Origin of the sequence: Sphingomonas jinjuensis (assembly GCF_014197105.1) — a bacterium.
GTDB lineage: Bacteria > Pseudomonadota > Alphaproteobacteria > Sphingomonadales > Sphingomonadaceae > Sphingomonas > Sphingomonas jinjuensis.
Genome location: NZ_JACIEV010000001.1, coordinates 157,473 through 180,898 on the forward strand (window position 1 = coordinate 157,473; position 23,426 = coordinate 180,898).

Below are 23,426 nucleotides of genomic sequence, written 5' to 3' on the forward strand. Positions count from 1 at the left end.
GCTCAGCCGTCCAGCGCGAGCAACGCGAAGGTCGCCAGCCAATGCTCGCCCATATAGTCGTCGCCGAGATGCGGCAGGCTGGCGTCGAGATGCTCGGTCGCCGCCGCCTCCGCCCGCGCCGCGACCGGATGCGCCGGCCCGAGCGCCGCAGCGATCGCCCGCCAGCACCATGCACGGCTGAGGTTGAGACCGTCGAGGTGCGCGATCTTGCCGTCGGACCGATCCGAGACGATCGCCGGGGTAAAGAGCGTCGCCGGCTCCCCCATCGCCACGCGCGGCAGGAAGGCGTCGAACCAGTCACGAAACGCATCGGCGTCGAGCACCCGGCTCATCACCAGCGCCTCGCACAGCGCTGGCGACAGGAACTCGTCGCCGCCCGGCTCCCACGCCTGGCAATCGCGATCCCCGGCGTACCAACGCTGCGTCGCCTCGGCGATCGGCCGGCGCAGGTCTGGGTCGTGACGCGCTGCCCAATCCCACGCCAGCGTCAGCGCGAAGCCGGTATTGAAGTGCGTGCCCACCCGCAGCGGATAGGTGAGCCGCGGCAGAAAATCGCGAAACCGTGCCGCGAACAGCCGGGCGAGCGGGTCAAGCGCCGCCGCCCAGCCCGTATCGTGGCGGCTCGCCTCGTCATGCAGCGCAAGCGCCCAGGCCCAGCCATACGGCCGTTCGAACCCGGCATTGCCGGGCCGCTCCAGATACGCGATCTCGCCAGCGATCTTGTCCGCCACCAGCATCGTGTCGGCGCGGGCGCGGATCGCGGATGCCTCGGGCATGTCGGGATAGAGGCGCAACAGGCAGAGCAGCTGCCACCAGCCATGGACGCAGCTGTGCCAGTCGAGGCTGCCGTGAAAGATCGGATGCAGCTCGGCCGGCGTCCTCGCGTCTTCCGGGCCGTGGAGTAGGTGGAGGATCAGGTTGGGATATTCGCGCCCGATATGGCCGAGCGTCATGGCAGCGAAGCGTTGCGCGGTCGCAGGGTCGAGCCGTTTCATGCGATCATCGCGTAGAGCAGCGCGATGTTGAACGCGAGCAGCGGCAGCGCGGTCGGCACCTGCGCGCGGATGACGGCATATTTGTCCTTCAGGTCCAGCAGCACTGCGGGCAGCAGGTTGAAGTTGGCCGCCATCGGGGTCATCAGCGTGCCGCAGAAACCGGCGAGCATGCCGATCGCGGCGACCATCGCGGCATCTGCGCCCGCCCCCTTGATGAGCAGCGGCACCCCCACCGCCGATGCCATCACCGGAAAGGCGGCAAAGGCGTTGCCCATCACGATCGTGAACAGCGCCATGCCCAGCGCATAGGCAAGCACGGCGCCGAGAATACTGCCCGCAGGAATGACCTGGCCGATCAGCGAACCCACGACCTGCCCCACCCCGGCGAGCGCGAAGACCGCGCCGAGGCTGGCGAGCATCTGCGGCATCACCGCGACCCAGCCGATGTCGTCGATCAGCCCGCGCCCCGCCGCGAACGGCTCGACCGGCCGGGCGCGGAGCATGGCGGCGCACAGCAGCAGCGCAATGACGACGCCCAGCGTCAGCGCGACCAGCGTCGCCTGCTTCGGGTCGACCACGTCGGGCATCCGCTTGAAGATCAGCGTCCCCGCCAGCGCCACCGCCGGAATGACCAGCGCGGGGATGAAGACTCGCGCGCCGTGGCGATCCTCCGCCGGCGCCGCCGCCTCGCCGCGCCGCATCCTGCCCGACGCGGCGATGCCGACGAGCGCGAGGACGAGCACGCCGTTGGCGACGTCGCCGAGCCGGTCGCCCGCCGCGAACGACAGCGCGATGAGGGCATAGAACAGCGTGTTGGCCCAGCGCCGCTCGCGCGCCGACAGGATCGCGAAGATCGCGAAGGTGACCGCGGCGGCGGCATAGACGACGTTGAGGCCGATCATCGCGGCGTCGCCCCGCGTGCCAGGCGGCGGTCGAGCAGCATCAGCCGCATGCCGTGGATGACGAAGGCGGCGATCGCGGTCGGGATCGCCCAGATCGACAGCTGATAGGGTTCGAGGATGATGCCATAGCCCTCGAGCACGCCCTTCATCAGCAGGATCGATCCTACCGCCAGGAAGATGTCCTCGCCGAAGAACAGCCCGACGGTATCGGTCGCGGCGGCCATCGCCTTCACCCGCTCGGCATCGTCGGGGCCGGCGCCCTGCCGCTCGGCCGCCGCCTCCGCCATCGGTGCGACGAGCGGGCGGACGGTCTGCGCCGGGCCCGCGACCGAGATCAGGCCCAGCGCGGCGGTGACCTGGCGGAACAGCAGATAGCCCGCGAGCAGCCGCCCCGTAGTTGCGCCGCGCAACCCGGCGACCAGCGACCGCGCCCGCGCCTGCAGCCCGCGCCGTTCGAGCAGGCCAATGACCGGCAGCACGATGTAGATCGCGGTGACGTAGCGCGTCTCATTAAAGGCATGGCCGAAGGTGGCGAGCACCTTGAGCGGATCAAGCCCGGCGGCGAGCCCCGTCACCAGCGCCGACGCGACGATGACCAGCAGCGGGTTGAACCGCAGCAGGAAACCGCCCGCGATGACGACGATCCCGGCGAGCACTAGCATCGCGCGAGAGCCCGATGGCGCCGCGACTGTTGAGAAGGTTGAGACACCGATGGGGGTATGTCGTTGGCGGTGGGATGCATGGCGGCATCCTATTCACAATTAGGACTCGTAAGACAGTGCTTTGCCGCCTTCCCACCCCGGCGAAGGCCGGGGCCCAGTTGCGGTTGTCGATGTAACGGGGTGCAGCCCTCGCCAACATGTGTCCCGCCACTGGCCCCCGGCCTCCGCCGGGGTGGGATATGGAACTGAGGTCTGCCTCAATCCTCCCCCGCCAGGGGGAGGTGGCTTGCGCAGCAAGACGGAGGGGGCGGTCGGCGACGAACCATCGAGAGCGCCGTGCCTCCTCCCCCTCCGTCACGCCTTCGGCGCGCCACCTCCCCCTGGCGGGGGAGGATCAGACGGCCCCGAAACCGCCGCCGCCGGGGGTTTCGATCACCAGCACGTCGCCCGCCGCCATCTCCATCCGCGCGGTCGAGGCGAGCGGTTCGATCCGCCCGTCGCCACGCTCCACCCGGTTCGCGCCAGCCTTGCCCTCGCCGCCCCCGGCCAATCCGAACGGCGGCACCACCCGGCGGTTGCTGAGGATGCCGGCGCGCAGCGGTGCCAGGAAGCGCAGGCGGCGGGTCGTGCCGTCGCCGCCGCGCCACTTCCCCGTCCCGCCCGAACCGCGACGGATCGCGAATTGCTCGACCAGAACGGGATAACGCGTCTCCAGCACCTCGGGATCGGTCAGGCGGCTGTTGGTCATGTGGGTCTGGATCGCATCGGCGCCGGCATGACCCGGCCCGGCACCGGCACCGCCCGCGATCGTCTCGTAATATTGATAGCTGTCGTCGCCGAAAGTCAGGTTGTTCATCGTCCCCTGACTCGCCGCCATCGCGCCGAGCGCGCCGAGCAGCGCGTCGGTCACGACCTGGCTGACCTCGACATTGCCCGCCACCACGGCGGCGGGGAAGCGCGGGTTGAGCATCGAGCCTTCGGGTACGACGATCGTGACGGGGCGCAGGAAGCCCTCGTTGAGCGGCACCGCCTCGTCGACCAGCAGGCGCAGGACGTACAGGACGGCGGCACGGGTCACCGCAAGCGGTGCGTTGAAGTTGGTCGGGCGCTGGTCGCTGGTGCCGGTGAAGTCGATGACCGCGGTGCCCGCCTCGCGATCGACGGTGACGCGCACCTCGACCGCGGCGCCGTCGTCGAGCGCGTAGCGGAAGTGGCCGTCGTCGAGGCCGGCGATCATCCGCCGCGCCATCGCCTCTGCATGCGCCTGGACATGCGCCATGTAGCGGGTGACGACCGGGGCGCCCTGTTGCGCGGCGAGCTGGCGAAGGCCATCGGCCCCGCGCGCGCAGGCGGCGACCTGGGCGGCGAGGTCGGCGATGTTCTGGTCGATGTTGCGCGCCGGGTACGGACCGCTCGCCAGCAGCCCGCGGATCGCGGCCTCGCGCATCGCGCCGTCCTCGACGATCAGCACGTCGTCGAACACCACACCCTCGTCGGCCAGCGTGCGGCTGTCGGGGGGCATCGATCCCGGCGTGGTGCCGCCGACATCGGCGTGGTGGCCGCGCGCGGCGACGTAATAGGCCGGCGTCTCGCTACCGGCGAACACCGGCATGATGACGGTGATGTCGGGCAGGTGGGTGCCGCCGCGATAGGGATCGTTGAGCGCATACACTTCGCCGTCGCGCATCGTGCCGGCACGCGCGGCGATGACGGTGCGGATGCTCTCCCCCATCGAGCCCAAGTGGACGGGGATGTGCGGCGCATTGGCGACGAGCGCGCCGTCGGCGTCGAAGATCGCGCAGGAGAAATCGAGCCGCTCGCGGATGTTGACCGAGGCGGCGCTACGCTGGAGCGCGGCGCCCATTTCCTCGGCGATACCCATGAACAGACCGGCGAAGATCTCGAGCCGGACCGGGTCCGCCGCCTCGTCGGTCACGGCATTGTCCAGTGCCTCGCCACGTTCGAGCAGCAGCGTGCCGTCGGCGAGGACGCGGGCGTGCCAGCCGGGCTCGACTACGACGGTCGAGACGGGGTCGATGACGAGCGCCGGGCCGCTGAGGGTGGCGTTCTCGGCCAACGCCTCGCGACGATGGACAGGCGCTGCTCGGGTCGCGCCGACAAGGTACATGTCGACGGTCGCGATCGGATCGGCGGTCTGCGACGGCAGCTCGGGCGCGGGCAGGCCGGCGGCGGCATCGGTGGCGATCGCCTCGACGCGCAGCTGCTCGACCACCAGCGCATCGTCGCCGGTGAAGCCGAAGCGCTGGCGATGCGCCTCGGCAAAGGCCGCCGCCATGGCGTCGGGCGTGCCCCAGGCGACGGGAATCGTCTGGTCGTTGCGGGCATAGCGCAGCTGGGCGAGCGCGTTGGTGCGGATGTCGTCCCGCGCCACGCCCTGCGCGGCGAGGCCGGCCAAGGCCTCGGATTCGAGCGATGCTAGCGCCCCCGCCAGGCCCGGATCGGCGAGCGGCAGCGCGACGGTCGCCTCGCGCACGACGCTGCGGTCGGCGAGGCCGATACCCACCGCCGACAGCACGCCGGCGAGCGGATGGATCAGCACCTGGCGCATGCCGAGCGCGTCGGCGACGAGGCAGGCGTGCTGCCCCCCGGCGCCGCCGAAGCAGGCAAGTGCATAGGCGGCGGGATCCTCGCCGCGTGCCACCGAAACCGCGCGGATGGCGCGCGCCATGTTGGCGACGGCGATCGCGACGAGCCCCTCGGCGGCGGCTTGCGGCGCGAGACGATCGCCGGTGGCGGCCTCCACCTCGTCGAGCAGCCGGGCGAGCGCGCGATGCGACGCCTCGGCATCGGGCGGCAGGTCGCGGTCCGGGCCGAACAGCGCGGGGAAGAGATCGGGCTGGATCTTGCCGAGCACGACGTTGCAGTCGGTGACGGTCAACGGCCCGCCGCGGCGGTAGCAGGCCGGCCCCGGATCGGCCCCCGCCGACGCCGGCCCGACGAGCAGCCGCCCGCCGTCGAAATGGCAGATCGAGCCGCCGCCCGCCGCGACGGTATCGATCCGCATCATCGGCACCGCGACGCGCACCCCCGCCAGCACCGCGTCGGAGCGGCGGTCATAGGCGCCGGCATAGAGCGACACGTCGGTTGAGGTGCCGCCCATGTCGAAGCCGATGACCCGGTCGAACCCGGCCGCCGCCGCCGTGCACGCCATGCCGACGATGCCGCCGGCGGGGCCGGAGAGCAGCGCGTCCTTGCCGCCGAAATGCTCGCCCGCGACCAGGCCGCCGCTCGACTGCATGAACAGCAGGCCGTCCCCAAGCGAGGATCGCAGCCCCTCGACGTAGCAGCGCAGCACCGGCGACAGATAGGCATCAGCCAGCGTCGTGTCGCCGCGCGCGACCAGCCGGATCAGCGGCGCGGTGCGGTGGCTGACCGAAATCTGAGTAAAACCGGCGGCGGCGGCGAGGTCGGCGAGCGCCGCCTCGTGCGCCTGATGCTTCCAGCCGTGGACCAGCACGATGGCGATGGCGCGCAGGCCCCCGGCATAAGCGGCGGCGAAGGCGGCCGCGGCGGCGGCGCGGTCGAGGGGCAGGAGGACGCGGCCGTCCTCGGCGACGCGCTCGTCGATCTCGACGACGTCGGCAAACAGCGGCGCGGGACGGCGGATATCGCGTGCGAAGATATCGGGGCGATCCTGATAGCCGATCGTCAGCGCGTCGCCGAAGCCGCGCGTGATGGCGAGTAGGACCGGCTCTCCCTGGCGTTCGAGCAGCGCGTTGGTCGCGATCGTGGTGCCGATGCGGATCGCGCAATCGGGCAGCGCGGCGTCGCCGACGCCGGTCAGCTGGCGGATCGCCGCCTCGGCGGCGTCGTACCGGCGACCGGGGTCCTCCGATAACAGCTTCGCGGTGACGAGCGCGCCGTCGGGTCGCCGCGCCACCACGTCGGTGAAGGTGCCGCCACGGTCGATCCAGAAATGCCAGTCTGCCATGCGGCCGGCTGTGTCACCGATTGCCGCCCGTCGCTAGGTGGACTTGGGATCGGCAGGCTCATAGGATCGCCGAAGAATGCAGATCGACGATGCATGGCTGAGGGCGGTGCGGATCGAGCGGCCCGACGATATCCGCCGTGCCGCCGAAAGCCTGCGCGACGCTGCCCGCCGTCTGGCAGGGCTGGGAATCGCGATCACCCACAATATCGCCAGTCCCGCGCCGATCCGCGACGCGGCGGGCGCCAGCCTGGCCGGCGAGGTGTTCGACGGGATGCGCGAGGCCAATTGGTGGACGGTGCCCCAGCTCGCCTTCACCTCGCCGATCGCGATGGCCAGCCGGTTCGAAGGCGACGTGTTCTGGGCCAACGCCAGGGGGTTTCGCACCCGATCGCCCAACCAGCTGCTCGCCGCGATCGACCTGACGCAGTTCGAGAAGCGCGCGCTGACCAGGGCGGCGATCGCGGTCCCGGTGCACCTGCCGTTCGGGCAGATTGGGCTGGCGATGTTCGTCTCGCCCGATCCCGCGGTCGACGAGCTGGGCGACATCTATGCCCGCCACGGCGAGGCGCTGGCGCTGCTCGCGCGGACGTTCCTGACCAGCTATGCCAAGGCGACCGAGCGGCGCGCCGCGACGGTCGGCGCGATTACGCTGAGCAAGCGCGAGGTCGAATGCCTGCGCTGGGCCGCGGCGGGCAAGACCAACGACGAGATCGCGATCATCCTGGGGCTGAAGCGGACGACGATCCGCTTCCACACCCGCAACGCGGCGGCGAAGCTCGACGCGGTCAACCGCGACCAGGCGCTGTTCCGCGCCGCGCAGCTGGGGTTTCTGGGAACGCTGCGGTGAGCCCGATCCTCCCCCGCCGGAGAGGATGATCCGCCCCTCCAATCGGCCAGCTTCCCCGCAGCCCGCGCTGCGCTATCGTCGACCCAACGTCATAACGAAAGAGGATTGCCCGTGCCCGAAGCCTATATCGTCTCCGCTCGCCGAACCGCCGGCGGCCGTCGCAACGGGCGGCTGGCAGGGGTTCATCCCGCCGATCTGGGTGCGGCGGTGATCGATGCGATCGTCGCCGAGACGGGCGTCGACGGCGCCGCGATCGACGACGTCATCATCGGCTGCGTCAGCCAGATCGGCGAGCAGACCTTCGCGCTAGGACGCAATGTCGTCCTCGCCTCGACGCTGCCCGACAGCGTGCCGGCGGTGACGATCGACCGCCAGTGCGGATCGTCGCAACAGGCGCTTCACTTCGCGGCGCAGGCGGTGATGTCGGGCACGCAGGACCTGGTCATCGCGGGCGGCGTCGAGAGCATGTCGCGCGTGCCGATGGGATCGCCGATGATGCTCGCCGCCAAGGCCGGGATCGGCGAGGGGCCGTTCGCGAAGAGCATCCAGCAGCGTTACGGCGTCGAGAGTTTCAGCCAGTTCGTCGGCGCGCAGATGATCGCGGACAAATACGGCTTCTCGCGCGAGCAGATGGACGCGTTCGCGCTCGACAGCCATCGCAAGGCGGCGACGGCGGCGGAAGGCGGCGCGTTCGCCGACGAGATCGTGCCGTTGACCGTCACAGGCCCGGACGGCGAGACGATCGTGCACGACCGCGACGAGGGCGTGCGCGCCGATGCCTCGATGGAGAGCATCGGATCGGTCAAGCCGCTGACCGAGACGGGTACGCTGAGCGCCGCCACCGCCAGCCAGATCTGCGACGGCGCGAGCGGCGTGCTGGTCGCCTCCGAGGCCGCGGTGAAGGCGCACGGGCTGACCCCGCTGGCGCGCGTCCACAACCTGACGGTGACCGCCGGCGATCCCGTCATCATGCTGGAGGAGCCGATCCCGGCGACGCAGCGTGCGCTGAGCCGGGCGGGGATGAGCATCGACGACATCGATCTGTTCGAGGTCAACGAGGCATTCGCGTCGGTGCCGATGGCGTGGCTGAAGGCGACGGGGGCCGATCCCGCGAAGCTGAACGTCAACGGCGGCGCGATCGCGCTCGGCCATCCGCTCGGCGGCACGGGGACGAAGCTGATGGCGACGTTGGTCCATGCGCTCAAGCGGCGCGGGCTGCGCTATGGCCTGCAGACAATGTGCGAGGGCGGCGGCATCGCCAATGTGACGATCGTCGAGCGGCTTTGATCGCGGCCGATCCTCCCCCGCAAGGGGGGAGGATCGGCGAAGGCGGCGCTGCGTTTGGCCTTCAGCCGAAGCAGCCAGAGCACCGTGCCATGTCGTTCAGGTCGTTCGTCCTATCCTTGCTGGCGCTCGCCGGGTGTGGGCCGGTTCAGCAGGCGAACGAGACGCGTGCGGTCGCGCCGTCACCCTCGCCGACCAGCGTTCCCACGGCGACTGCCGTCATGACGCCGGCTGCCGCCGCCGCCATCCGGTCGTGCCGCGCCGAGATCGGCGCGGCGGCGGCGGCGCGGAAGGTCGAGGTCTGTCGCAACGTCTCGCCGGCGACGCATCCGCCGTGCAACGCCGCCAACAGCTGTGCCATGATCGACGACGAGATCGCGCGCAGCTGCGCCCCGTTCGATGGGCAGGGCGAGCCGATGACTGGCTGCATGACCGATCCCAAGGGAGCGGTCGCCGCCGCCGACGTCGTCCGGCGCTATTACGCGGCGATCGATGCGCGCGATTATGCGACCGCGTGGCAGCAATGGGGCGACGATGGCCGGCCGGGTCAGACGCTCGCGGCCTTTCGGGCGGGCTTTGCGAAAACGCAGTCGACCGGCGTGACGATCGGCTCGCTGCCACCGGCCGAAGGCGCGGCGGGTTCGACATACCAGACGGTGCCGGTAACCGTCTCGGCGACGCAGGTCGACGGCACGCAGCAGCGGTTCGTCGGCAGCTATGTCGTCCGCCGGGTCAACGATGTCGACGGGGCCAGCGCGGCGCAGAAGCGGTGGCACCTCGATTCGGCGACGTTGAAGCCCGCCAGGTAAGTCCTCCCCGCGAGCAGGGAGGCGTTCAGTTGCCGATCGTCTTCATCAGCGCCAGCGTCCCGGGATCCTTCGTCCGATACGTCAGCGCCTTCTCCGCCTCGCGCCGTGCCCCGGCCCGGTCCCCCGAGGCCAGCAGCGCGGCGGCATAGTCGCGGCGGACGGGATAGTACCAGCCGGGCGGATCGGTCAGCACCGAGAAGCTCTCGCCCTCCTGCAAATCGGCCGCTTGGCCAAACGCGAGCGCCGCCTCCTGCGGGCGCCGGTCGATCATCGCTGCGCGGCCGGCCAGCACGTCGCGGGCGATAAAGCTCAGCTGCTGCGCCTGGCGCGAACCGTCGTCGTCGTTGACCGGGCCGGTCGGCGTCTCGATCGCCGCCGCCTCGGCGCGGACCGCCGCGGCGTTGCCCTGCTTCGCCAGCGCTTCGCCGCGGGCATAGTGCCAGGCGTTGGCGAGCGTCTGAAGCTTCGGCTTGGGCAGCGCGAGCACCTCCGCCGGATCGGCGAAGCGGGCCATCGCGAAATAGCCGCTCGCCGCGATCACCTGGCTGAACGGGCCCGAGGCGGTCCGCGTCGCCGAGCGTTCGACCAGCGGCTTGCCGAGCGCCAGCGCGGTCTTCGCATCCCCCGCCTCGAGCGCCCCGCCGAGGCCGTAGGTCACGTTGTGGACGTGATAGGGCAGCCCCCAGACGCCATCGGGCGGCGGCAGGCCGAGCGCGCGGGCGTTGTCGATGCCGATCTGCACCGCCCGCGCATTGGCGTCGGCGGCGTCCTGATAGCGGCCGACCCAGTAATAAGTGTGGCTGGGCATATGGACGAGGTGGCTGGCGCGCGGCGCGAGGCGTTCGAGCTTGTCGGCGTAGCGCTCCGCCAGCGCCGGCTGGCCTGCAATCTCGGTCGCGTGGATGTAGAAGTGGATCGCCGGCGTATCGTCGGGATGACGCTTCAGCACGCCCTCCAGCAGCGGCATCGCCAGTTCGGCATTGAGCCTGAAGTCGTCGGGCGTCTTCGCCTCGGTCATCAGCCATGCGTCGGCGGTCATCACCGCGATCTCGTCATCAGTCGGATAGCGCATCGCCAGCGCCGCCATCGCCTTGGCATAGGCAAGGTCGCCCGACTTGCCCCCGCCGCCGTCCTTGTAGCGGAGCTGGAGCGCGTGGATCAGCGCGCGCTCGCGATCGGTGCCGCTGGTCTTGGCAAGGCCCGCCGCCTTGTCCGCCAGCGCGCCGAGCGGTGCCAGTTCGTCGGGCGTCTTGCCGTAGTTGATCGTCGGCCCCGATGCCCAGGCCTGGCCCCACAGGCACATGGCGCAAGCAGGATCGAGCCGCACCGCCTCCGCCATCGCGGCGATCGACGCCTTGTGCGCGAAGGCGTGGGCGAGTTGCATGCCGTTGTCGAAATAGGCCTGCGCGCCCTTCACCCTGGTGGTGATCGGAAAGCCGCCGCTGCCATAGCCGGGCATCAGCTGCGGCGTCTTGGGCGCGGTCATGTCGGCATGGTTCATGCCGTCGTGCGTCGCTTCGGCCTTGACGGTGGGCGGCGTATCCTGCGCGGCGAGCGGTGCGCTCAGCAGCAGCAACAAAGACAGTGATCGCATCGAACCTCTCCCCCGTATCGGCATAGCACGGAAGGTGAAGCGGCGTCAGCCGTCAGGTCAGCGATTTGGGGAGAAATGGATGCCCGACAAGGACTCGAACCTTGATTGACGGAGTCAGAGTCCGCTCTCTTACCATTAGAGGATCGGGCAATCGAGGCGCGTCGTTAGCCGCGCGAATCGGGGGCTGTCAACCGGGACAACGTCGTCTTGTCGCATCGCCCGCGAACCGCTACCTTGGGGTCAAGTACCGGGCGCCCATCGGCTCACAGGGTCGCAGGCGCGGCGGCAGAACAGAAGAAAGTACCAACGGCATGGGGGATCGATCCGCCCGATTGCCGTACCGGCAGGACGATCCTGCCCGTCCGGCCCAACACCGGCCGCAGCGCGGCCGCTGGTCCGACGCGCGAGCCTATGCCGCGCTCGACCTTGGCACCAACAATTGCCGTCTGCTGATCGCCCGGCCGCAGGGTAGCGGCTTTGCGGTCATCGACGCCTTCTCGCGCATCGTCCGGCTGGGCGAAGGGTTGGCGGCGACGGGGCGGCTGAGCGATGCGGCGATCGACCGGACGCTCGCGGCGCTGCGCGTCTGTGCCGACAAGCTGCAACGCCGCAACGTGACGCTCGCGCGCTCGGTCGCGACCGAGGCGTGCCGCCGCGCGACGAACGGGCCCGAATTCATCGCCCGCGCGCATGCCGAGACGGGCATCCACCTCGACATCATCAGCGCCGAGGAAGAGGCGCGGCTTGCGGTCCTCGGCTGCCACGCGCTGATCGAGCCGGGCGACGACCCCGCGCTGATCTTCGACATCGGCGGTGGTTCGACCGAGCTGGTGCTGATCGACACCGCGGCGGGCGCACCGCGGGTGCTCGACTGGCACTCGTCGCCCTGGGGCGTCGTGTCGCTGACCGAGATCGCGGGCGGCGGCGACGCGCCGGGCGACCGGGCGGCCGCCTATGCCCGGATGCGCGCCACCGTCGCCGAGAGCATGGCCGGTTTTGCCGCGCGCCTGCCGCGCCAGATCGGCCGGCCGCGGCTGCTCGGCACGAGCGGGACGGTGACGACGCTGGGCAGCGTCCACCTCGGCCTCAGCCATTACGATCGCTCGCGCGTCGACGGCCTGATCGTACCGGCAAGCGCGATGCGATCAATTAGCGCCGAGCTGTCGACGATGACCATCGCCGAGCGTGCGACCTTCCCGTGCATCGGCAACGAGCGCGCCGACCTGGTGGTGGCGGGCTGCGCGATATTGGAGACGATCATGGACCTGTGGCCGGCCGAACGGCTGGGTATCGCCGACCGCGGCATTCGCGAGGGCATCCTGCGCCGCCTGATGGGGAGCCCGCGGCCATGAGCCGGGGCGGATCGGGCCTTCGCACTCGTGTTAAGACCGCGCGCGGGCGCACCGCACAGTCGACGCGCTGGCTCGAGCGGCAGCTCAACGACCCTTATGTGAAGCGCGCCAAGGCTGAAGGCTATCGCAGCCGCGCCGCGTACAAGCTGACCGAGCTGGACGAGCGGTTTGGCTTCCTGAAGGGATCGAAGCGGGTCGTCGACCTCGGCATCGCGCCCGGCGGCTGGAGCCAAGTGGTACGGCGGCTGGTGCCCAAGGCGGCGGTGGCGGGGATCGACCTGTTGCCGGTCGATCCGCTCGACGGCGTCGCGATCCTGCAGATGGACTTCATGGACGATGCCGCGCCGGGCCGGCTGATCGAGGCGCTGGGCGGCGCGCCCGACCTGGTGCTGTCGGACATGGCGGCGAACACGGTCGGCCATCCGCAGACCGACGCACTGCGGACGATGGCGCTGGTAGAAACCGCGCTGGCGTTCGCGGTCGACGTGCTGGCGCCGGGCGGCGCGTTCGTGGCCAAGGTGTTCGCCGGCGGCGCCGATTCCGCACTGGTCGCGGAGATGAAGCGCAACTTCGCCACCGTGAAACACGCCAAGCCGCCGGCGAGCCGCAAGGCCAGTTCGGAATGGTATGTCGTGGCGCAAGGGTTCAAGGGGCGGGCCGAGGCGGAGTGATGCTCCGGCCTCCCCCTGGCGGCGGAGGGTCGCCTGTCCTCTACCTTCGTCATTCCCGCGAAGGCGGGAATCCATACTCCCGGACGCAAATGAGACTCACCACGACCAGCGATTATGGATCCCCGCCTTCGCGGGGATGACGGTGGAAGCGGCGGTGACGGGCTGGGAGCGGAACTGACGATGAAAGCAGGGCTGACCCCGGCAGCGCGCTAGTATAGACGCCCGCCGTTGGGCACATCACGCTCCGGGCCGATAAGTACGACCTCGCCATCGGCGTCGGGGAAGCCGAGCGTCAGGACTTCCGACATCATCGGCCCGATCTGGCGCGGGGGGAAGTTGACGACGGCGGCGACCTGGCGACCGACCAGCGTCTCGGGCGCGTAATGGCGCGTGATCTGCGCCGACGAACGCTTGCGGCCTATGGGCTCGCCGAAGTCGATCACCAGCTTGATCGCCGGCTTGCGCGCTTCCGGGAACGGCTCGGCCGCGACGATCGTGCCGACGCGGATGTCGACCTTCATGAAATCGTCGAACGCGATCCGGTCCATCAGAAGTCTACGTTATCGTAGTGGGCAGGCGGCGGCCCGACCATTTCCATCCGCTCCGCCAGCAGCGGGCGGAAGGAGGGCCGGCTCTTGAGCCCACGATACCAGCGTGCGGTCTGCTCATGCCCCTTCCAGTCGATGCCGCCCAGATAGTCGGCGACCGAAATCTGCGCCGCGGCGGCGAAATCGGCGAGGCTCATCGTCGCGCCCGCCAGCCAGTTGCGGTGATCGAGCAGGTAATCGGTGTAGTCGAGGTGGCCGACCGCGTTCTTCATCGCGTCGCGCAGCCCCTTCGCATCCGGGGCGGCGCGGTGGGCGACGCGCTTCACCACGCGTTCGTGGAGCAGCAGGCCGGTGACGTCGCGATAGAAATGATTGTCGAACCATGCGACCAGCCGCCGCACCTCGGCGCGGTTGGCGGCGGTGCCGTTAATCATCGCGGCCTTGTCGACGGTTTCCTCGAAATATTCGCAGATCGCCAGCGAATCGATCAGTGGCTGGCCGCCGCGCTGGGTATCGACCACTACCGGCGTCTGGCCGGCGGGGTTCATGTCGAGGAATTCGTCGCGACGCTCCCACGGATGCTCGCGCACCAGCTCATAGCCGACCCCCTTCTCGCCCAGCAGCAGCCGGACCTTGCGGCTGAAGGGACACAGGGGGAATTGATAGAGCTGCCACATGATACCCGCCTGTTATCGGCAGCGTCGCGCCGCGCAAGCCGTCGTGCGACGGCATGCGCGCAATCGCGATCAGTCGCCAGCGCCGGGTTCGGGGCTGAAGTATTTGTCGTACTTGCCGTCTTCGCCCTTATGCTCGTCGGCGTCGGCGGGCGTCTGGTCCGCCTTGCGCGTGACGTTGGGCCATTGCGCCGAGAAGGTGGTGTTGAGCTCCAGCCACTGTTCGAGACCGTTTTCGGTATCCGGCAGAATCGCTTCGGCCGGGCATTCGGGCTCGCACACGCCGCAGTCGATGCATTCCGACGGGTTGATGACGAGCATGTTCTCGCCCTCGTAGAAACAGTCCACCGGACACACTTCCACGCAGTCCATATACTTGCAGCGGATGCAGGCGTCGGTGACGACGTAGGTCATTCTGGTGGCTCCCGGGGGCGTCTTGGCGCCTGCTGCTATGCAACCGGCACAGCGGCGTCAATCGATCGGGGTTTCATGCGAGACGTTCGCAAGGCCAATCCCATTCACCCCCATCAGGGGAAGGATCATCTCGTCTCCAGATCCTGGTAACACCCTTGCGCCTCCGGCGCCGGCCCGCGACGTATCGGCAGCGCCTCGACGCGGATCACCCGCACCCGCGCGCCTTGCGCGAAGGTCAGGATGTTGCCGACCCGGACCGGGGCATGCGCGCGGTCGATCGGGCGGCCGTCGATGCGCAGGCGCCCCTCGACGGCGAGCTCCTGCGCGCGCTCGCGGGTCTTGGTGAGGCGGCAGAACCAGAGGAAGCGGTCGAGCCGCATCATGGCGTCAGCCATGGCCGACCAGCGCGGCAAGCCCGGCGAAGGCGCCGCCCGCCTGTACCGCCGACGGCGCCGGCCGACGCGCCGGGCGGCGGCCCTGCCAGACCCAGCCGCCATCGGCACCGACGCGGCGGAAGCCGAGTTCGGCCATCAGCCGCTCGATCGTGGCGGGGGTCATGCCCATCGACGTGGCGAGTGCGGCATCGGGGACGAACGCCGCCTTGCCCGCCCGCGCCTCGTGCGCGGCACGGGCGACGCGCTCGACGAGATCGACCCGCACCGCCTGCGCGGCGAGCGGGCGGAAGCCAGCGGCCAGCGTCGCGCCATGGGCACCGCGCGGCAGCACCGTCGCGCCCGCTGGCGAGCGTTCCGCCGCCGCCCCCGCCAGCGCCAGCAACGCATGGCGCCAGCGCGCGGCGGACGGCTTCAGCAGGCGCGGATCGAACAGGTCGAGCGCGCCGATCGTCACCCCGATCCGGCGAAGGCGATGACGTTCCTCGCCGGTCAGCCGCTCGATCGCGCTGCGCAGCGGCAGCCGTTGCGTCATGCCGCCACCCGCCTCCAATGCCGCGGCGACGACGCGCAGCGCCGGGGTAACGGTGGGATCGCGAGCGAGCGCGGCGAGCGCCGGCAGCGCGGGCACCTCCTTCGCGAGCCGCGCCGCCAGCCAACGGTCGAGCCGCGCCTGGATCGCGTCGCGCTGCGGCCGGGCGAGGCAGTCGAGATCGCGCGCCAGCACCACCCGCGCCCGCGCCAGCGTCTGCCCGGCGGCGAGTTTGGCAACGGGATGGCCGCCCCACATCACCGCCACCTCGTCGAGCGTGATCGCGACATCCTCCGCCTCGACCAGCGCCTGGCCGCGCTTGTGCCGTTCGCCGCCAAGGCGCTTTTCGGCTGCCGACAACAGCAGCCGCTTGTCGCTCGCCCGCGCGTCGGGCGAGACGGTGAAGCGGAAGCCATCGAGTCGGCCGAGGACATGCTCCTCGACCAGCACCTCGCCCTGTTCGCCGATCGTCACGGGCAAGGCGCTGGAATCGGCGCCGATCTGGCGGATCAGCGCGCTGGTCCGCTTGTCGACGAAGCGCTGGGTCAGGCTGGCGTGGAGCGCGTCGGACAATCGCTCCTCGATCGCGCGCGTCCGTTCCGCCCAATGCGCCGGATCGGCGAGCCAGTCGGCGCGCTGGGCGATATAGGCCCAGGTGCGGATCGCGGCGAGGCGCCCGGCGAGCGTCTCGACGTCGCCCGCCACCGTCTCCAGCCGCTGGATGCCGTCGGCGAACCACTGGTGCGGGATCAGGCCGTTGCCTTCGGTCAGATAGGCGTAGACGCGACCGACGAAGCGAGCGTGCGGATCGAGACCGAGCTTCTGGAAATCGGGGATGCCGCATGCTGCCCACAGCCGGGCGACGCCGCGACCGCGCGCGCGCTCGCGCACCCAGCTTTCGTCGGCGAGGCGCTTCAGCACGGCAAGGTCGATCGCCTCTGGCGCGGCGACCAGCCCGGGCTCGGACGGTCGCGCCTCCAGGCTGGCGATCAGCGCGTCGAGGCTGGAGAGATCGGGCTTGCCGTCGCGCCAGTAGAGGTGCTGGAGCGGTGGGAAGCGATGTTCCTCGATTGCGAACACCTCTTCGGGGGTGAAGGCGCCCGGCCCCTCCTCGCTCACCCCGCCGAAGGTGCCGTCGCGCTGGTGACGACCGGCGCGGCCAGCGATCTGCGCCATCTCGGCGACGGTCAGCCGGCGGCTGCGGCGGCCGTCGAACTTGGTCAGCGAGGCGAAGGCAACGTGGCTGACGTCCATGTTCAGGCCCATGCCGATCGCATCGGTGGCGACGAGGTAATCGACCTCGCCCGCCTGGAACATCGCGACCTGCGCGTTGCGGGTACGTGGGGATAGCGCGCCCATGACCACCGCGGCGCCGCCGCGCAGCCGGCGCAGCATCTCGGCGACGGCATAGACCTCCTCGGCGCTGAACGCGACGATCGCGGAACGCTTGGGCAGGCGGCTGATCTTCTTGGCGCCAGCGTAGGTCAGCCGCGAGAAGCGCGGGCGGCCGACGATCTCGGCAGTGGGCACCAGGCTCTGGATCAGCGGGCGAAGCGCCTCCGACCCCAAGATCATCGTCTCCTCGCGTCCGCGGCGGTGGAGGAGCCGGTCGGTGAAGACATGGCCGCGCTCGGGATCGGCGCCCAGCTGTGCCTCGTCGAGCGCGACGAAGGCGGCGTCGTGATCGGGCATGCTCTCCGCCGTGCAGAGATACCAGCGGGCGTCGGGCGGCACGATCCGCTCCTCGCCGGTGACGAGCGCGACGCGGTCCGCGCCCTTCTGCGCGACGACACGGTCATAGACCTCGCGGGCGAGCAACCGCAGCGGGAAGCCCATGATACCGCTCGAATGCGCGCACATCCGTTCGACGGCGAGATGCGTCTTCCCGGTATTGGTCGGCCCAAGCACCGCCGTGATCGCGGAGTTCATGAAACGCAACATCGGGGCAGACGTGGCCGGACGCAATGACCGATCGCATCGCGGCTTCGATCCGCCCCGGAACATCAACGACTCGTCGCCGCCCCTGCCCCGGTTAATTTGACTTTAGCTTGTCCGCCCCACAACGCTCGCGACCTGACGCCGGGGGGTATGCGGCGCTTTCTTTCCGAGGGGCTGGCCGCTTCGTGTTCCTGCGCAACGATCCTGGCATCGAGCTGGCCGGCGGCACCGCCGGTCGATCGCTGGCCCGCCCCGTCAGCATTCCCGCCGCCCGACCGACGCTCGACCGCTGGCGTGCCCAGGCGGACCGGATCGACTGGGTGCCCGATCTCGGCGCCGACATCGGCAGCCGTGACTGGTGGCGCGGGCTGGCCACGCTCTCGGCGCTGCTGGCCGCGACCTGGGTCGTGTCGCCCGGTTTCGACAACCCCATCGTCGGCGTGCAGCCGGCACCGATCACCGGCGCGGCGTGGGACGAGACGCGCGCGCAGGGCATCGCGCCGCTCGCCTGGGGCAGCGACACCGGGCGGCGGATGGCGGCGAACGATCTCGTCGCACCGCTGCGCGAGGCGCCCGAGCGGCCGGTGATCGAGCTGGCGGCGACGCTGGGCGATGGCGATCACTTCGACCAGGCGCTGCAACGCGCCGGCGTCGGCCGCCGCGACGCCGCCGAGGCGGCGCGGCTGGTGGCGCAGACGACGTCGCTCGGCGACATCCCCTCGGGCACGCGCATCGCGCTGACGCTGGGGCGCCGGCCGAGCAAGACGGTGGCGCGGCCGCTCGAGAAGCTGGCGCTGCGTGCGCGCTTCGACCTGGCGGTGTCGATCGACCGCGCCGGCCAGGGGCTGGCGATGACGCGCCAGCCGATCGCGATCGATCACACGCCGCTGCGCATCCAGGGTCTGGTGGGATCGAGCCTCTATCGCTCGGCCCGCGCCGCGGGTGCGCCGGCGAAGGTGGTCGAAGGCTATATCAAGGCACTGGCGACGCGGCTGTCGATCGGCAGCGACGTGCGGGCGGCGGACAGCTTCGATCTGGTCGTCGAGCGCGAGCGCGCGGCGACGGGCGAGACGCGGCTCGGCAATCTGGTGTTGGCGGGCCTCGACCGCGCCCGCGGCAAGCTGCAGCTGGTGCGCTTCAACGACGGCCAGGGCGAACAATGGTTCGACGCCGCCGGCCAGACGCAGCGCCGCGGCTTCATGGGCATGCCCGTCGCCGGCCGCGTCACCTCCACCTACGGCCTGCGCATGCATCCGTTGCTGGGGTTCATGCGGATGCACAAGGGGATGGACATCGGCGCCCCCTATGGCGCGCCGATCTATGCCGCGATCGACGGCGCCGTGGCATTCGCCGGGCGATCGGGCGGCTACGGCAATTTCGTCAAGCTGGCGCACCAGGGCGGACTGGCGACGGGCTATGGCCATATGAGCCGGATCGTCGTCCGCGGCGGCCAGCGTGTGCGTCAGGGACAGGTGATCGGCTATGTTGGCTCGACCGGCATGTCGACCGGCCCGCACCTGCACTGGGAGGTGTGGCGCAACGGCGCCGCGATCAACCCGCGGTCGATCTCGTTCAACAGCGTCGCCACGCTGACCGGCGCGAAGCTGCGCGCGTTCAAGGCACGGCTGGCGGGGTATCTCACGGTCGCGCCGGGGCGTTAAAAGCTCTCAGTTGAGAGACGGCGGGGTGGTGAAGCGCGCCCTTCCCTCACGAGCCGTCATGATGAACTTGTTTCAGCATCTACCTGCCACCGGCGTGCATTCCCTCGAGAGATCCTGAAACGAGTTCAGGATGACGGCTGTGGCGGGCGGCACGGAAGCCCCGCCCGCATGGCGGGCGGGAATAGGCGGGGCGATCTACCCCCGGTAGATCGCTTTATCCCACCTACTTACCCTGCGCGCGCCAGCGCATGACGGTGCGGTGGATGATGCTGTCCTCGCCGCCGGTATCCCGCCACAGCTGCGAGAAGACGGGGTCGCCCGATGCGGGCCGCTTGTTCTCGTCGAGGCTGTCGAACGAGACGCGGATCGGGATGGCGACGCCCTCGCCGCAGACGATGCATTCGCGGTTGCGCAGCGCGGGGATCGAATCGAGGAAGCTCTTCGCGCCTTCCGGCATCGCGGCGCGGACGAAGGCCTGGTCGCGTTCGTTGTTCAGGCGCATCGCGATGATCGTGCCGCACTGCGACAGCACGCCTTCCTCCAGATCCGACGGCCGCTGGGTGATGAGGCCGAGCGAGACGCCGTACTTGCGGCCTTCCTTGGCGATGCGGCTGAGGATGCGGCCGACCGCCGACGTGGTGTTGCGCCCCGACGGGATGTAGCGGTGCGCCTCCTCGCAGACCAGCAGGATCGGGCGCTGCGGCTCGTTGCGCGACCAGATCGCGAAGTCGAACGTCATCCGTGCCAGCACCGCGACGACGACCGAGGTGATTTCCGACGGCACGCCCGACACGTCGACGATCGAGATCGGCTTGCCGTCGCCGGGCATGCGGAACACGCGCGACAGGAAGGTGCTCATCGTGTCGGCGACCAGCATGCCGGAGAACATGAAGCCGTAGCGCGGATCGGCCTTTACCTCGTCGATCTTGGTCTTCAGCCGCAGATAGGGCGCGGTGTCGCCGGCGCGGTCCATCTTGCCCATTTCCTGGGTGATGAGGTTGGTCAGGTCGCTGAGCAGATAGGGGATCGGCGCGTCGACGGTCAGCTTCGCGATCTCCTGGCCGACGCGGTTCTTGGCGCGCGCGGCGAGCAGGCATTTGGCGAGGATGTCGGCGTCGAGCTGGCGATCGGCGCCCGCCGTGGTCAGGAAGACCTCGCAATGTTCCTCGAAGTTCATCAGCCAGTACGGCATCTGCAGGTTGGTGACGTCGTAGATCGCGCCGTTGGTGCGGAACGCCGAGGCATATTCGCCGTGCGGGTCGATCATGACGATATGACCCTCCGGCGCGAGCTGGCAGATCTTGTGCAGGATCAGCGCGGCGCTGGTCGACTTGCCGGTGCCGGTCGAACCGACGAGCGCGAAATGCTTGCCGAGGAGCGCGTCGATGTAGAGCGCGGCGCGGACGTCGTGGGTGGGATAGACGTTGCCGATCTCGATATGCGCGACGGTGTCGGCGGCGTAGATCTGCTTCAGGTCGGCGGTGGTGACCGGAAACGCCTCGCAGCCGGGCAGCGGATAGCGCGTCACGCCGCGACGGAAGTTGTAGAGCTTGCCGGTCAGCCGCTCCTGGTCGCCCTCGCCCAGGAAATCGATGTCCGCCTCGATCCAGGGGCTGTTGAGGTCGCCCAGCGACAGCCGGCGGATCGTCGCGATCAGCCACTGGCTGCCGAGCCGAACCTTGATCTGGCCGCCGACCTGGCCGGCGCTCGACACGACGGGATCGGGATGCGCCTCGATCCGCGCGATCGAATCGCGGTCGAGCAGCAACCGGCTGCTGGCGCCGGCGATCGAGACGACACAGCCGATCGCCGCACGCTCGTCGGGTACCGCGGCGGTGGCCAGCGCGGTCGCGTGTGCGAACACGCTGGGGTTCGGCATCTCGCTCATGTACCGTGCATCCTCGTCGATCGACGGGCGCTGGGTGACACACAAAGCGTTAAGATGGCGTGAGGAATGCCCTCAGGCGCGGCGCCGGGCGACCTGTCCCGCGATCCAGCCCAATGCCACCGACAGCGCCACCGCGACCAGTCCGTACAGCACCGACGAGCGGTCCGCCGCGCGGGCCACGAAGCGCTCGAACCCCGATTTGCGGATGTCGATGTCGCGCACCGCGGCGGCCAGTACGCGGCCGTCGCGGATCAGGAAGGTTTCGGCGGTGAAACGCCCGACGGGAACGCGTGCGGGGATCGACACGCGGCCGCGATAGAGCACGCCATCGGTGATCTCGACCGCGCCCGGCGCCTCGACGTAGAGGCCAGCCCGGCGCTTCAGGTCGACGAGCCCGGCCTGGAAGCGGCGCTCGACATCCGACGTCGCGCTGGACGCGGGCGAGAGCTGAAGGCTGCCGAGCCCGAGTTCGTAGATCGCGCGCGTACGTTCGTCGACGATGCGCTCGATCGGCCGCGACGAGGCGACGGCGTAGAAGCTGGGCGCCGAACGATAGCGCAGCCGGGCGGCGTTGACCCAGATGCCGGCGACCTTCTCTTTCTCCCGCACCAGAATCGACTGGGTCGGGCCCTTCACGACGACGACGATATCGGTCGGTGCCTCGCCCTTCGGCAACCGCCCGCCAGGATAGAGGATCGCGCCGAACAGCAGCAGTTCGGCGCCGGTGAAGCTGTAGACGATCTCGATATTGCGTTGCGAGACGTCGGGGACGAGCACGGGCTTGGCGCCGCTCTGCGCCATCAGCAGCGGCGCCATGAGAAGGAGCAGGCGGCGCTTCACGCGAGCTCGATCGAGAATATCTCCTCGGGCCGCCAGACGAGGCCGAGGAAGATGCGAAGGCCGACGAGCAGCACGATGATCGCGAGCGCGAGGCGGAGATATTCGGGACGGACCCGCCCGGCGAAGCGCGCGCCGAGCTGCGCCCCCGTGACCGAGCCGATCAGGAGCAGGCCGGCGAGGACGATATCGACCGCCTTCGTCGTCGTCGCGTGGACCATCGTCGCGGCGGCGGTGACGAACAGCGTCTGGAACAGCGACGTGCCGACGACGACGCTGGTCGCCATGCCGAGCAGATAGATCATCGCCGGCACCAGGATGAAGCCGCCGCCGATGCCCAGCAGGATCGTCAGGATACCCGTCGCGAAGCCGAGCAGCAGCGGCGCGAGTGGCGAGATGTAGAGGCCGGAGGCGTAGAAGCGCGTGCGCAGCGGCAGCGCGGCGACCAGCGGGTGGTGGCGGCGCTTGCGGGGCTTGGGCGGCAGGCCGCGATGACGCTGGAGGATCGCGCCGCTCGCCTCGCGCGCCATCATCCCGCCGATCGAGCCGAGCATGACGACATAGACCACCGCGATGACGGTATCGATCTGGCCCAGTTCCTGCAGCAGGCGGAACAGCCACGCGCCGAACAGCGAGCCGATGATGCCGCCGGCGACGAGGACGCCGCCCATCTTGAAATCGACCCCGCCGCGGCGGATGTGCGCGAACACGCCCGACACGCTGGCGCCGGTCACCTGGCTTGCCGACGAGGCGGCGGCGACGGTCGGCGGGATGCCATAGACGATCAGCAGCGGCGTCGTCAGGAACCCGCCGCCGACCCCGAACATGCCCGACAACAGCCCGACGCCGAGCCCCAGCCCGACGATGACGAGCGCATTCACCGACAGGTTGGCGATGGGCAGGTACAGGTCCACGGCCGCGATCGTTACCGGAGGCGGAGGGCGAGGGCCAGAGCGCCCGCCCTATCCGCGGCGGACCAGCACCACGCCGATCAGGATCATCGCCAAGCCGGCGAGCTTGCCGGGTCCCAGCGACGCGACCGGCAGGCCAAGCCAGCCGCGATCGTCGATCACCGCCGCGGCGACGAGCTGGCTGGCGATGGCGATGGCAAGCGCCGTGGCGAGCCCGAGCCGGGGCGCCGCGAACGCCATCGCGGCGACGAAGAAGGCGCCGTAGAAGCCACCCGCCAGCGTCCATGCCGGCGCCTGGCGCAGCATGGCGGGCGCGGTACGGTCCGCCACTGCCCAGACGGCGGCGAGCGCGGCGGTGCCGATGGCGAACGACGTCAGCGCGGCCAGGATCACCGATCCGGTGGCGCGGCCGAGCGCGGCGTTGGTCGGCGCCTGCACCGCGAGCATGACGCCGGCGACGAGCATGGTGAAGGCGGGCAGGATCGCGGCCATGCGCCGGGCCTATCGGGGCGATGTCGGGCAGGCAAGCGGTGGCGCTCGCCCCCCTCGTCATGCTGACCTTG

The 23,426-nt window shown here is 70.1% G+C and carries 21 protein-coding genes and 1 tRNA gene; 6 read left to right on the forward strand and 16 right to left on the reverse strand.

The features are described from left to right. Positions 1 to 2 precede the first annotated feature (2 nt). From GGQ80_RS00690 to GGQ80_RS00705, 4 genes are all read right to left on the reverse strand, one after another. Complete coding sequence (locus GGQ80_RS00690; RefSeq protein WP_183981781.1) at positions 3 to 995, reverse strand: DUF2891 domain-containing protein; 993 nt, start codon at positions 993 to 995, stop codon at positions 3 to 5. Further along, positions 992 to 1,897: a DUF979 domain-containing protein gene (locus GGQ80_RS00695; protein WP_183981783.1), complete on the reverse strand. Its 906-nt coding sequence runs from the start codon at positions 1,895 to 1,897 to the stop codon at positions 992 to 994. Before GGQ80_RS00695 ends, GGQ80_RS00690 begins: the two co-directional genes overlap by 4 nt. Continuing rightward, positions 1,894 to 2,559, reverse strand: a complete 666-nt coding sequence (locus tag GGQ80_RS00700; RefSeq protein ID WP_183981784.1) for a DUF969 domain-containing protein — start codon at positions 2,557 to 2,559, stop codon at positions 1,894 to 1,896. The genes GGQ80_RS00695 and GGQ80_RS00700 overlap by 4 nt, the downstream gene beginning before the upstream one ends. Positions 2,560 to 2,953: 394 nt before the next feature. Then, complete coding sequence (locus GGQ80_RS00705; protein ID WP_183981786.1) at positions 2,954 to 6,511, reverse strand: hydantoinase B/oxoprolinase family protein; 3,558 nt, start codon at positions 6,509 to 6,511, stop codon at positions 2,954 to 2,956. Between the two features lie 76 nt (positions 6,512 to 6,587). On the opposite strand from GGQ80_RS00705, the gene GGQ80_RS00710 reads away from it, so the two are divergent. Both GGQ80_RS00710 and GGQ80_RS00715 read left to right on the forward strand, forming a co-directional pair. Beyond that, positions 6,588 to 7,358 (forward strand): helix-turn-helix transcriptional regulator, encoded by a 771-nt coding sequence (locus GGQ80_RS00710; RefSeq protein WP_183981788.1) that lies wholly within the window; start codon positions 6,588 to 6,590, stop codon positions 7,356 to 7,358. Between the two features lie 111 nt (positions 7,359 to 7,469). Then, a complete protein-coding gene (locus tag GGQ80_RS00715; protein WP_183981790.1) occupies positions 7,470 to 8,645 on the forward strand; it encodes an acetyl-CoA C-acetyltransferase in 1,176 nt (391 codons plus the stop codon). 145 nt (positions 8,646 to 8,790) lie between these two features. Here the strand turns inward: GGQ80_RS00715 and GGQ80_RS18685 are convergent, their stop codons facing one another. Beyond that, on the reverse strand, positions 8,791 to 9,072 hold the full coding sequence (locus GGQ80_RS18685; RefSeq protein WP_343050719.1) for a hypothetical protein: 282 nt from the start codon (positions 9,070 to 9,072) through the stop codon (positions 8,791 to 8,793). Here GGQ80_RS18685 and GGQ80_RS18690 point away from each other — a divergent pair. After that, positions 9,071 to 9,451, forward strand: a complete 381-nt coding sequence (locus GGQ80_RS18690; RefSeq protein WP_343050721.1) for a hypothetical protein — start codon at positions 9,071 to 9,073, stop codon at positions 9,449 to 9,451. The two genes, GGQ80_RS18685 and GGQ80_RS18690, sit on opposite strands and share 2 nt — an antisense overlap. Before the next feature lie 25 nt (positions 9,452 to 9,476). Here the strand turns inward: GGQ80_RS18690 and GGQ80_RS00725 are convergent, their stop codons facing one another. Together GGQ80_RS00725 and GGQ80_RS00730 are read right to left on the reverse strand one after the other, a co-directional pair. Beyond that, positions 9,477 to 11,045, reverse strand: a complete 1,569-nt coding sequence (locus GGQ80_RS00725; protein WP_183981793.1) for a hypothetical protein — start codon at positions 11,043 to 11,045, stop codon at positions 9,477 to 9,479. A gap of 76 nt (positions 11,046 to 11,121) precedes the next feature. Further along, positions 11,122 to 11,195, reverse strand: a tRNA-Gln gene (locus tag GGQ80_RS00730). A 161-nt stretch (positions 11,196 to 11,356) separates the two neighbouring features. On the opposite strand from GGQ80_RS00730, the gene GGQ80_RS00735 reads away from it, so the two are divergent. Then, complete coding sequence (locus GGQ80_RS00735) at positions 11,357 to 12,397, forward strand: Ppx/GppA phosphatase family protein (protein WP_183981794.1); 1,041 nt, start codon at positions 11,357 to 11,359, stop codon at positions 12,395 to 12,397. Next, a complete protein-coding gene (locus tag GGQ80_RS00740) occupies positions 12,394 to 13,068 on the forward strand; it encodes an RlmE family RNA methyltransferase (RefSeq protein ID WP_183981796.1) in 675 nt (224 codons plus the stop codon). The genes GGQ80_RS00735 and GGQ80_RS00740 overlap by 4 nt, the downstream gene beginning before the upstream one ends. A gap of 209 nt (positions 13,069 to 13,277) precedes the next feature. On the opposite strand, the gene GGQ80_RS00745 is transcribed toward GGQ80_RS00740, so the two are convergent. The 5 genes from GGQ80_RS00745 to GGQ80_RS00765 all read right to left on the reverse strand — a co-directional run bounded on the left by GGQ80_RS00745 (position 13,278) and on the right by GGQ80_RS00765 (position 17,569). Continuing rightward, positions 13,278 to 13,616, reverse strand: a complete 339-nt coding sequence (locus tag GGQ80_RS00745; protein WP_183981797.1) for a tRNA-binding protein — start codon at positions 13,614 to 13,616, stop codon at positions 13,278 to 13,280. Then, positions 13,616 to 14,293: a glutathione S-transferase family protein gene (locus GGQ80_RS00750; protein WP_183981798.1), complete on the reverse strand. Its 678-nt coding sequence runs from the start codon at positions 14,291 to 14,293 to the stop codon at positions 13,616 to 13,618. The genes GGQ80_RS00745 and GGQ80_RS00750 overlap by 1 nt, the downstream gene beginning before the upstream one ends. 69 nt (positions 14,294 to 14,362) lie before the next feature. After that, entirely contained in the window at positions 14,363 to 14,704 is a 342-nt protein-coding gene (gene fdxA, locus GGQ80_RS00755) for a ferredoxin FdxA (protein WP_183981799.1), read from the reverse strand. A 125-nt stretch (positions 14,705 to 14,829) separates the two neighbouring features. Continuing rightward, positions 14,830 to 15,099, reverse strand: a complete 270-nt coding sequence (locus tag GGQ80_RS00760) for an RNA-binding S4 domain-containing protein (protein ID WP_183981800.1) — start codon at positions 15,097 to 15,099, stop codon at positions 14,830 to 14,832. After that, a complete protein-coding gene (locus GGQ80_RS00765; protein ID WP_183981801.1) occupies positions 15,092 to 17,569 on the reverse strand; it encodes a helicase-related protein in 2,478 nt (825 codons plus the stop codon). Before GGQ80_RS00765 ends, GGQ80_RS00760 begins: the two co-directional genes overlap by 8 nt. A gap of 182 nt (positions 17,570 to 17,751) precedes the next feature. Here GGQ80_RS00765 and GGQ80_RS00770 point away from each other — a divergent pair, with 182 nt between their 5' ends. After that, positions 17,752 to 19,227, forward strand: coding sequence for a peptidoglycan DD-metalloendopeptidase family protein (locus GGQ80_RS00770; protein ID WP_183981802.1), 1,476 nt, complete (start codon positions 17,752 to 17,754; stop codon positions 19,225 to 19,227). Positions 19,228 to 19,450: 223 nt separating this feature from the next. Here the strand turns inward: GGQ80_RS00770 and GGQ80_RS00775 are convergent, their stop codons facing one another. The 4 genes from GGQ80_RS00775 to GGQ80_RS00790 all read right to left on the reverse strand — a co-directional run bounded on the left by GGQ80_RS00775 (position 19,451) and on the right by GGQ80_RS00790 (position 23,355). Next, a complete protein-coding gene (locus GGQ80_RS00775) occupies positions 19,451 to 21,115 on the reverse strand; it encodes an ATP-binding protein (protein WP_183981803.1) in 1,665 nt (554 codons plus the stop codon). A gap of 72 nt (positions 21,116 to 21,187) precedes the next feature. Further along, positions 21,188 to 21,931 (reverse strand): TIGR02186 family protein, encoded by a 744-nt coding sequence (locus GGQ80_RS00780; protein WP_183982421.1) that lies wholly within the window; start codon positions 21,929 to 21,931, stop codon positions 21,188 to 21,190. Positions 21,932 to 21,951: 20 nt separating this feature from the next. Next, positions 21,952 to 22,866, reverse strand: a complete 915-nt coding sequence (locus GGQ80_RS00785) for a TSUP family transporter (protein ID WP_183981805.1) — start codon at positions 22,864 to 22,866, stop codon at positions 21,952 to 21,954. Positions 22,867 to 22,914: 48 nt separating this feature from the next. Next, entirely contained in the window at positions 22,915 to 23,355 is a 441-nt protein-coding gene (locus GGQ80_RS00790; protein ID WP_183981806.1) for a DMT family transporter, read from the reverse strand. Positions 23,356 to 23,426: the final 71 nt, after the last annotated feature.

What these genes read in the sequence shown, in the direction of transcription:
- GGQ80_RS00690 (WP_183981781.1), bottom strand. Translation starts at nt 995, where the DNA reads ATGAAACGGCTCGACCCTGCGACCGCGCAACGCTTCGCTGCCATGACG.
- GGQ80_RS00695 (WP_183981783.1), bottom strand. Translation starts at nt 1,897, where the DNA reads ATGATCGGCCTCAACGTCGTCTATGCCGCCGCCGCGGTCACCTTCGCG.
- GGQ80_RS00700 (WP_183981784.1), bottom strand. Translation starts at nt 2,559, where the DNA reads ATGCTAGTGCTCGCCGGGATCGTCGTCATCGCGGGCGGTTTCCTGCTG.
- GGQ80_RS00705 (WP_183981786.1), bottom strand. Translation starts at nt 6,511, where the DNA reads ATGGCAGACTGGCATTTCTGGATCGACCGTGGCGGCACCTTCACCGAC.
- GGQ80_RS00710 (WP_183981788.1), top strand. Translation starts at nt 6,588, where the DNA reads ATGCAGATCGACGATGCATGGCTGAGGGCGGTGCGGATCGAGCGGCCC.
- GGQ80_RS18690 (WP_343050721.1), top strand. Translation starts at nt 9,071, where the DNA reads ATGACCGATCCCAAGGGAGCGGTCGCCGCCGCCGACGTCGTCCGGCGC.
- GGQ80_RS18685 (WP_343050719.1), bottom strand. Translation starts at nt 9,072, where the DNA reads ATGCAGCCAGTCATCGGCTCGCCCTGCCCATCGAACGGGGCGCAGCTG.
- GGQ80_RS00725 (WP_183981793.1), bottom strand. Translation starts at nt 11,045, where the DNA reads ATGCGATCACTGTCTTTGTTGCTGCTGCTGAGCGCACCGCTCGCCGCG.
- GGQ80_RS00735 (WP_183981794.1), top strand. Translation starts at nt 11,357, where the DNA reads ATGGGGGATCGATCCGCCCGATTGCCGTACCGGCAGGACGATCCTGCC.
- GGQ80_RS00740 (WP_183981796.1), top strand. Translation starts at nt 12,394, where the DNA reads ATGAGCCGGGGCGGATCGGGCCTTCGCACTCGTGTTAAGACCGCGCGC.
- GGQ80_RS00745 (WP_183981797.1), bottom strand. Translation starts at nt 13,616, where the DNA reads ATGGACCGGATCGCGTTCGACGATTTCATGAAGGTCGACATCCGCGTC.
- GGQ80_RS00750 (WP_183981798.1), bottom strand. Translation starts at nt 14,293, where the DNA reads ATGTGGCAGCTCTATCAATTCCCCCTGTGTCCCTTCAGCCGCAAGGTC.
- fdxA (WP_183981799.1), bottom strand. Translation starts at nt 14,704, where the DNA reads ATGACCTACGTCGTCACCGACGCCTGCATCCGCTGCAAGTATATGGAC.
- GGQ80_RS00760 (WP_183981800.1), bottom strand. Translation starts at nt 15,099, where the DNA reads ATGGCTGACGCCATGATGCGGCTCGACCGCTTCCTCTGGTTCTGCCGC.
- GGQ80_RS00765 (WP_183981801.1), bottom strand. Translation starts at nt 17,569, where the DNA reads ATGTTGCGTTTCATGAACTCCGCGATCACGGCGGTGCTTGGGCCGACC.
- GGQ80_RS00775 (WP_183981803.1), bottom strand. Translation starts at nt 21,115, where the DNA reads ATGAGCGAGATGCCGAACCCCAGCGTGTTCGCACACGCGACCGCGCTG.
- GGQ80_RS00780 (WP_183982421.1), bottom strand. Translation starts at nt 21,931, where the DNA reads ATGGCGCCGCTGCTGATGGCGCAGAGCGGCGCCAAGCCCGTGCTCGTC.
- GGQ80_RS00790 (WP_183981806.1), bottom strand. Translation starts at nt 23,355, where the DNA reads ATGGCCGCGATCCTGCCCGCCTTCACCATGCTCGTCGCCGGCGTCATG.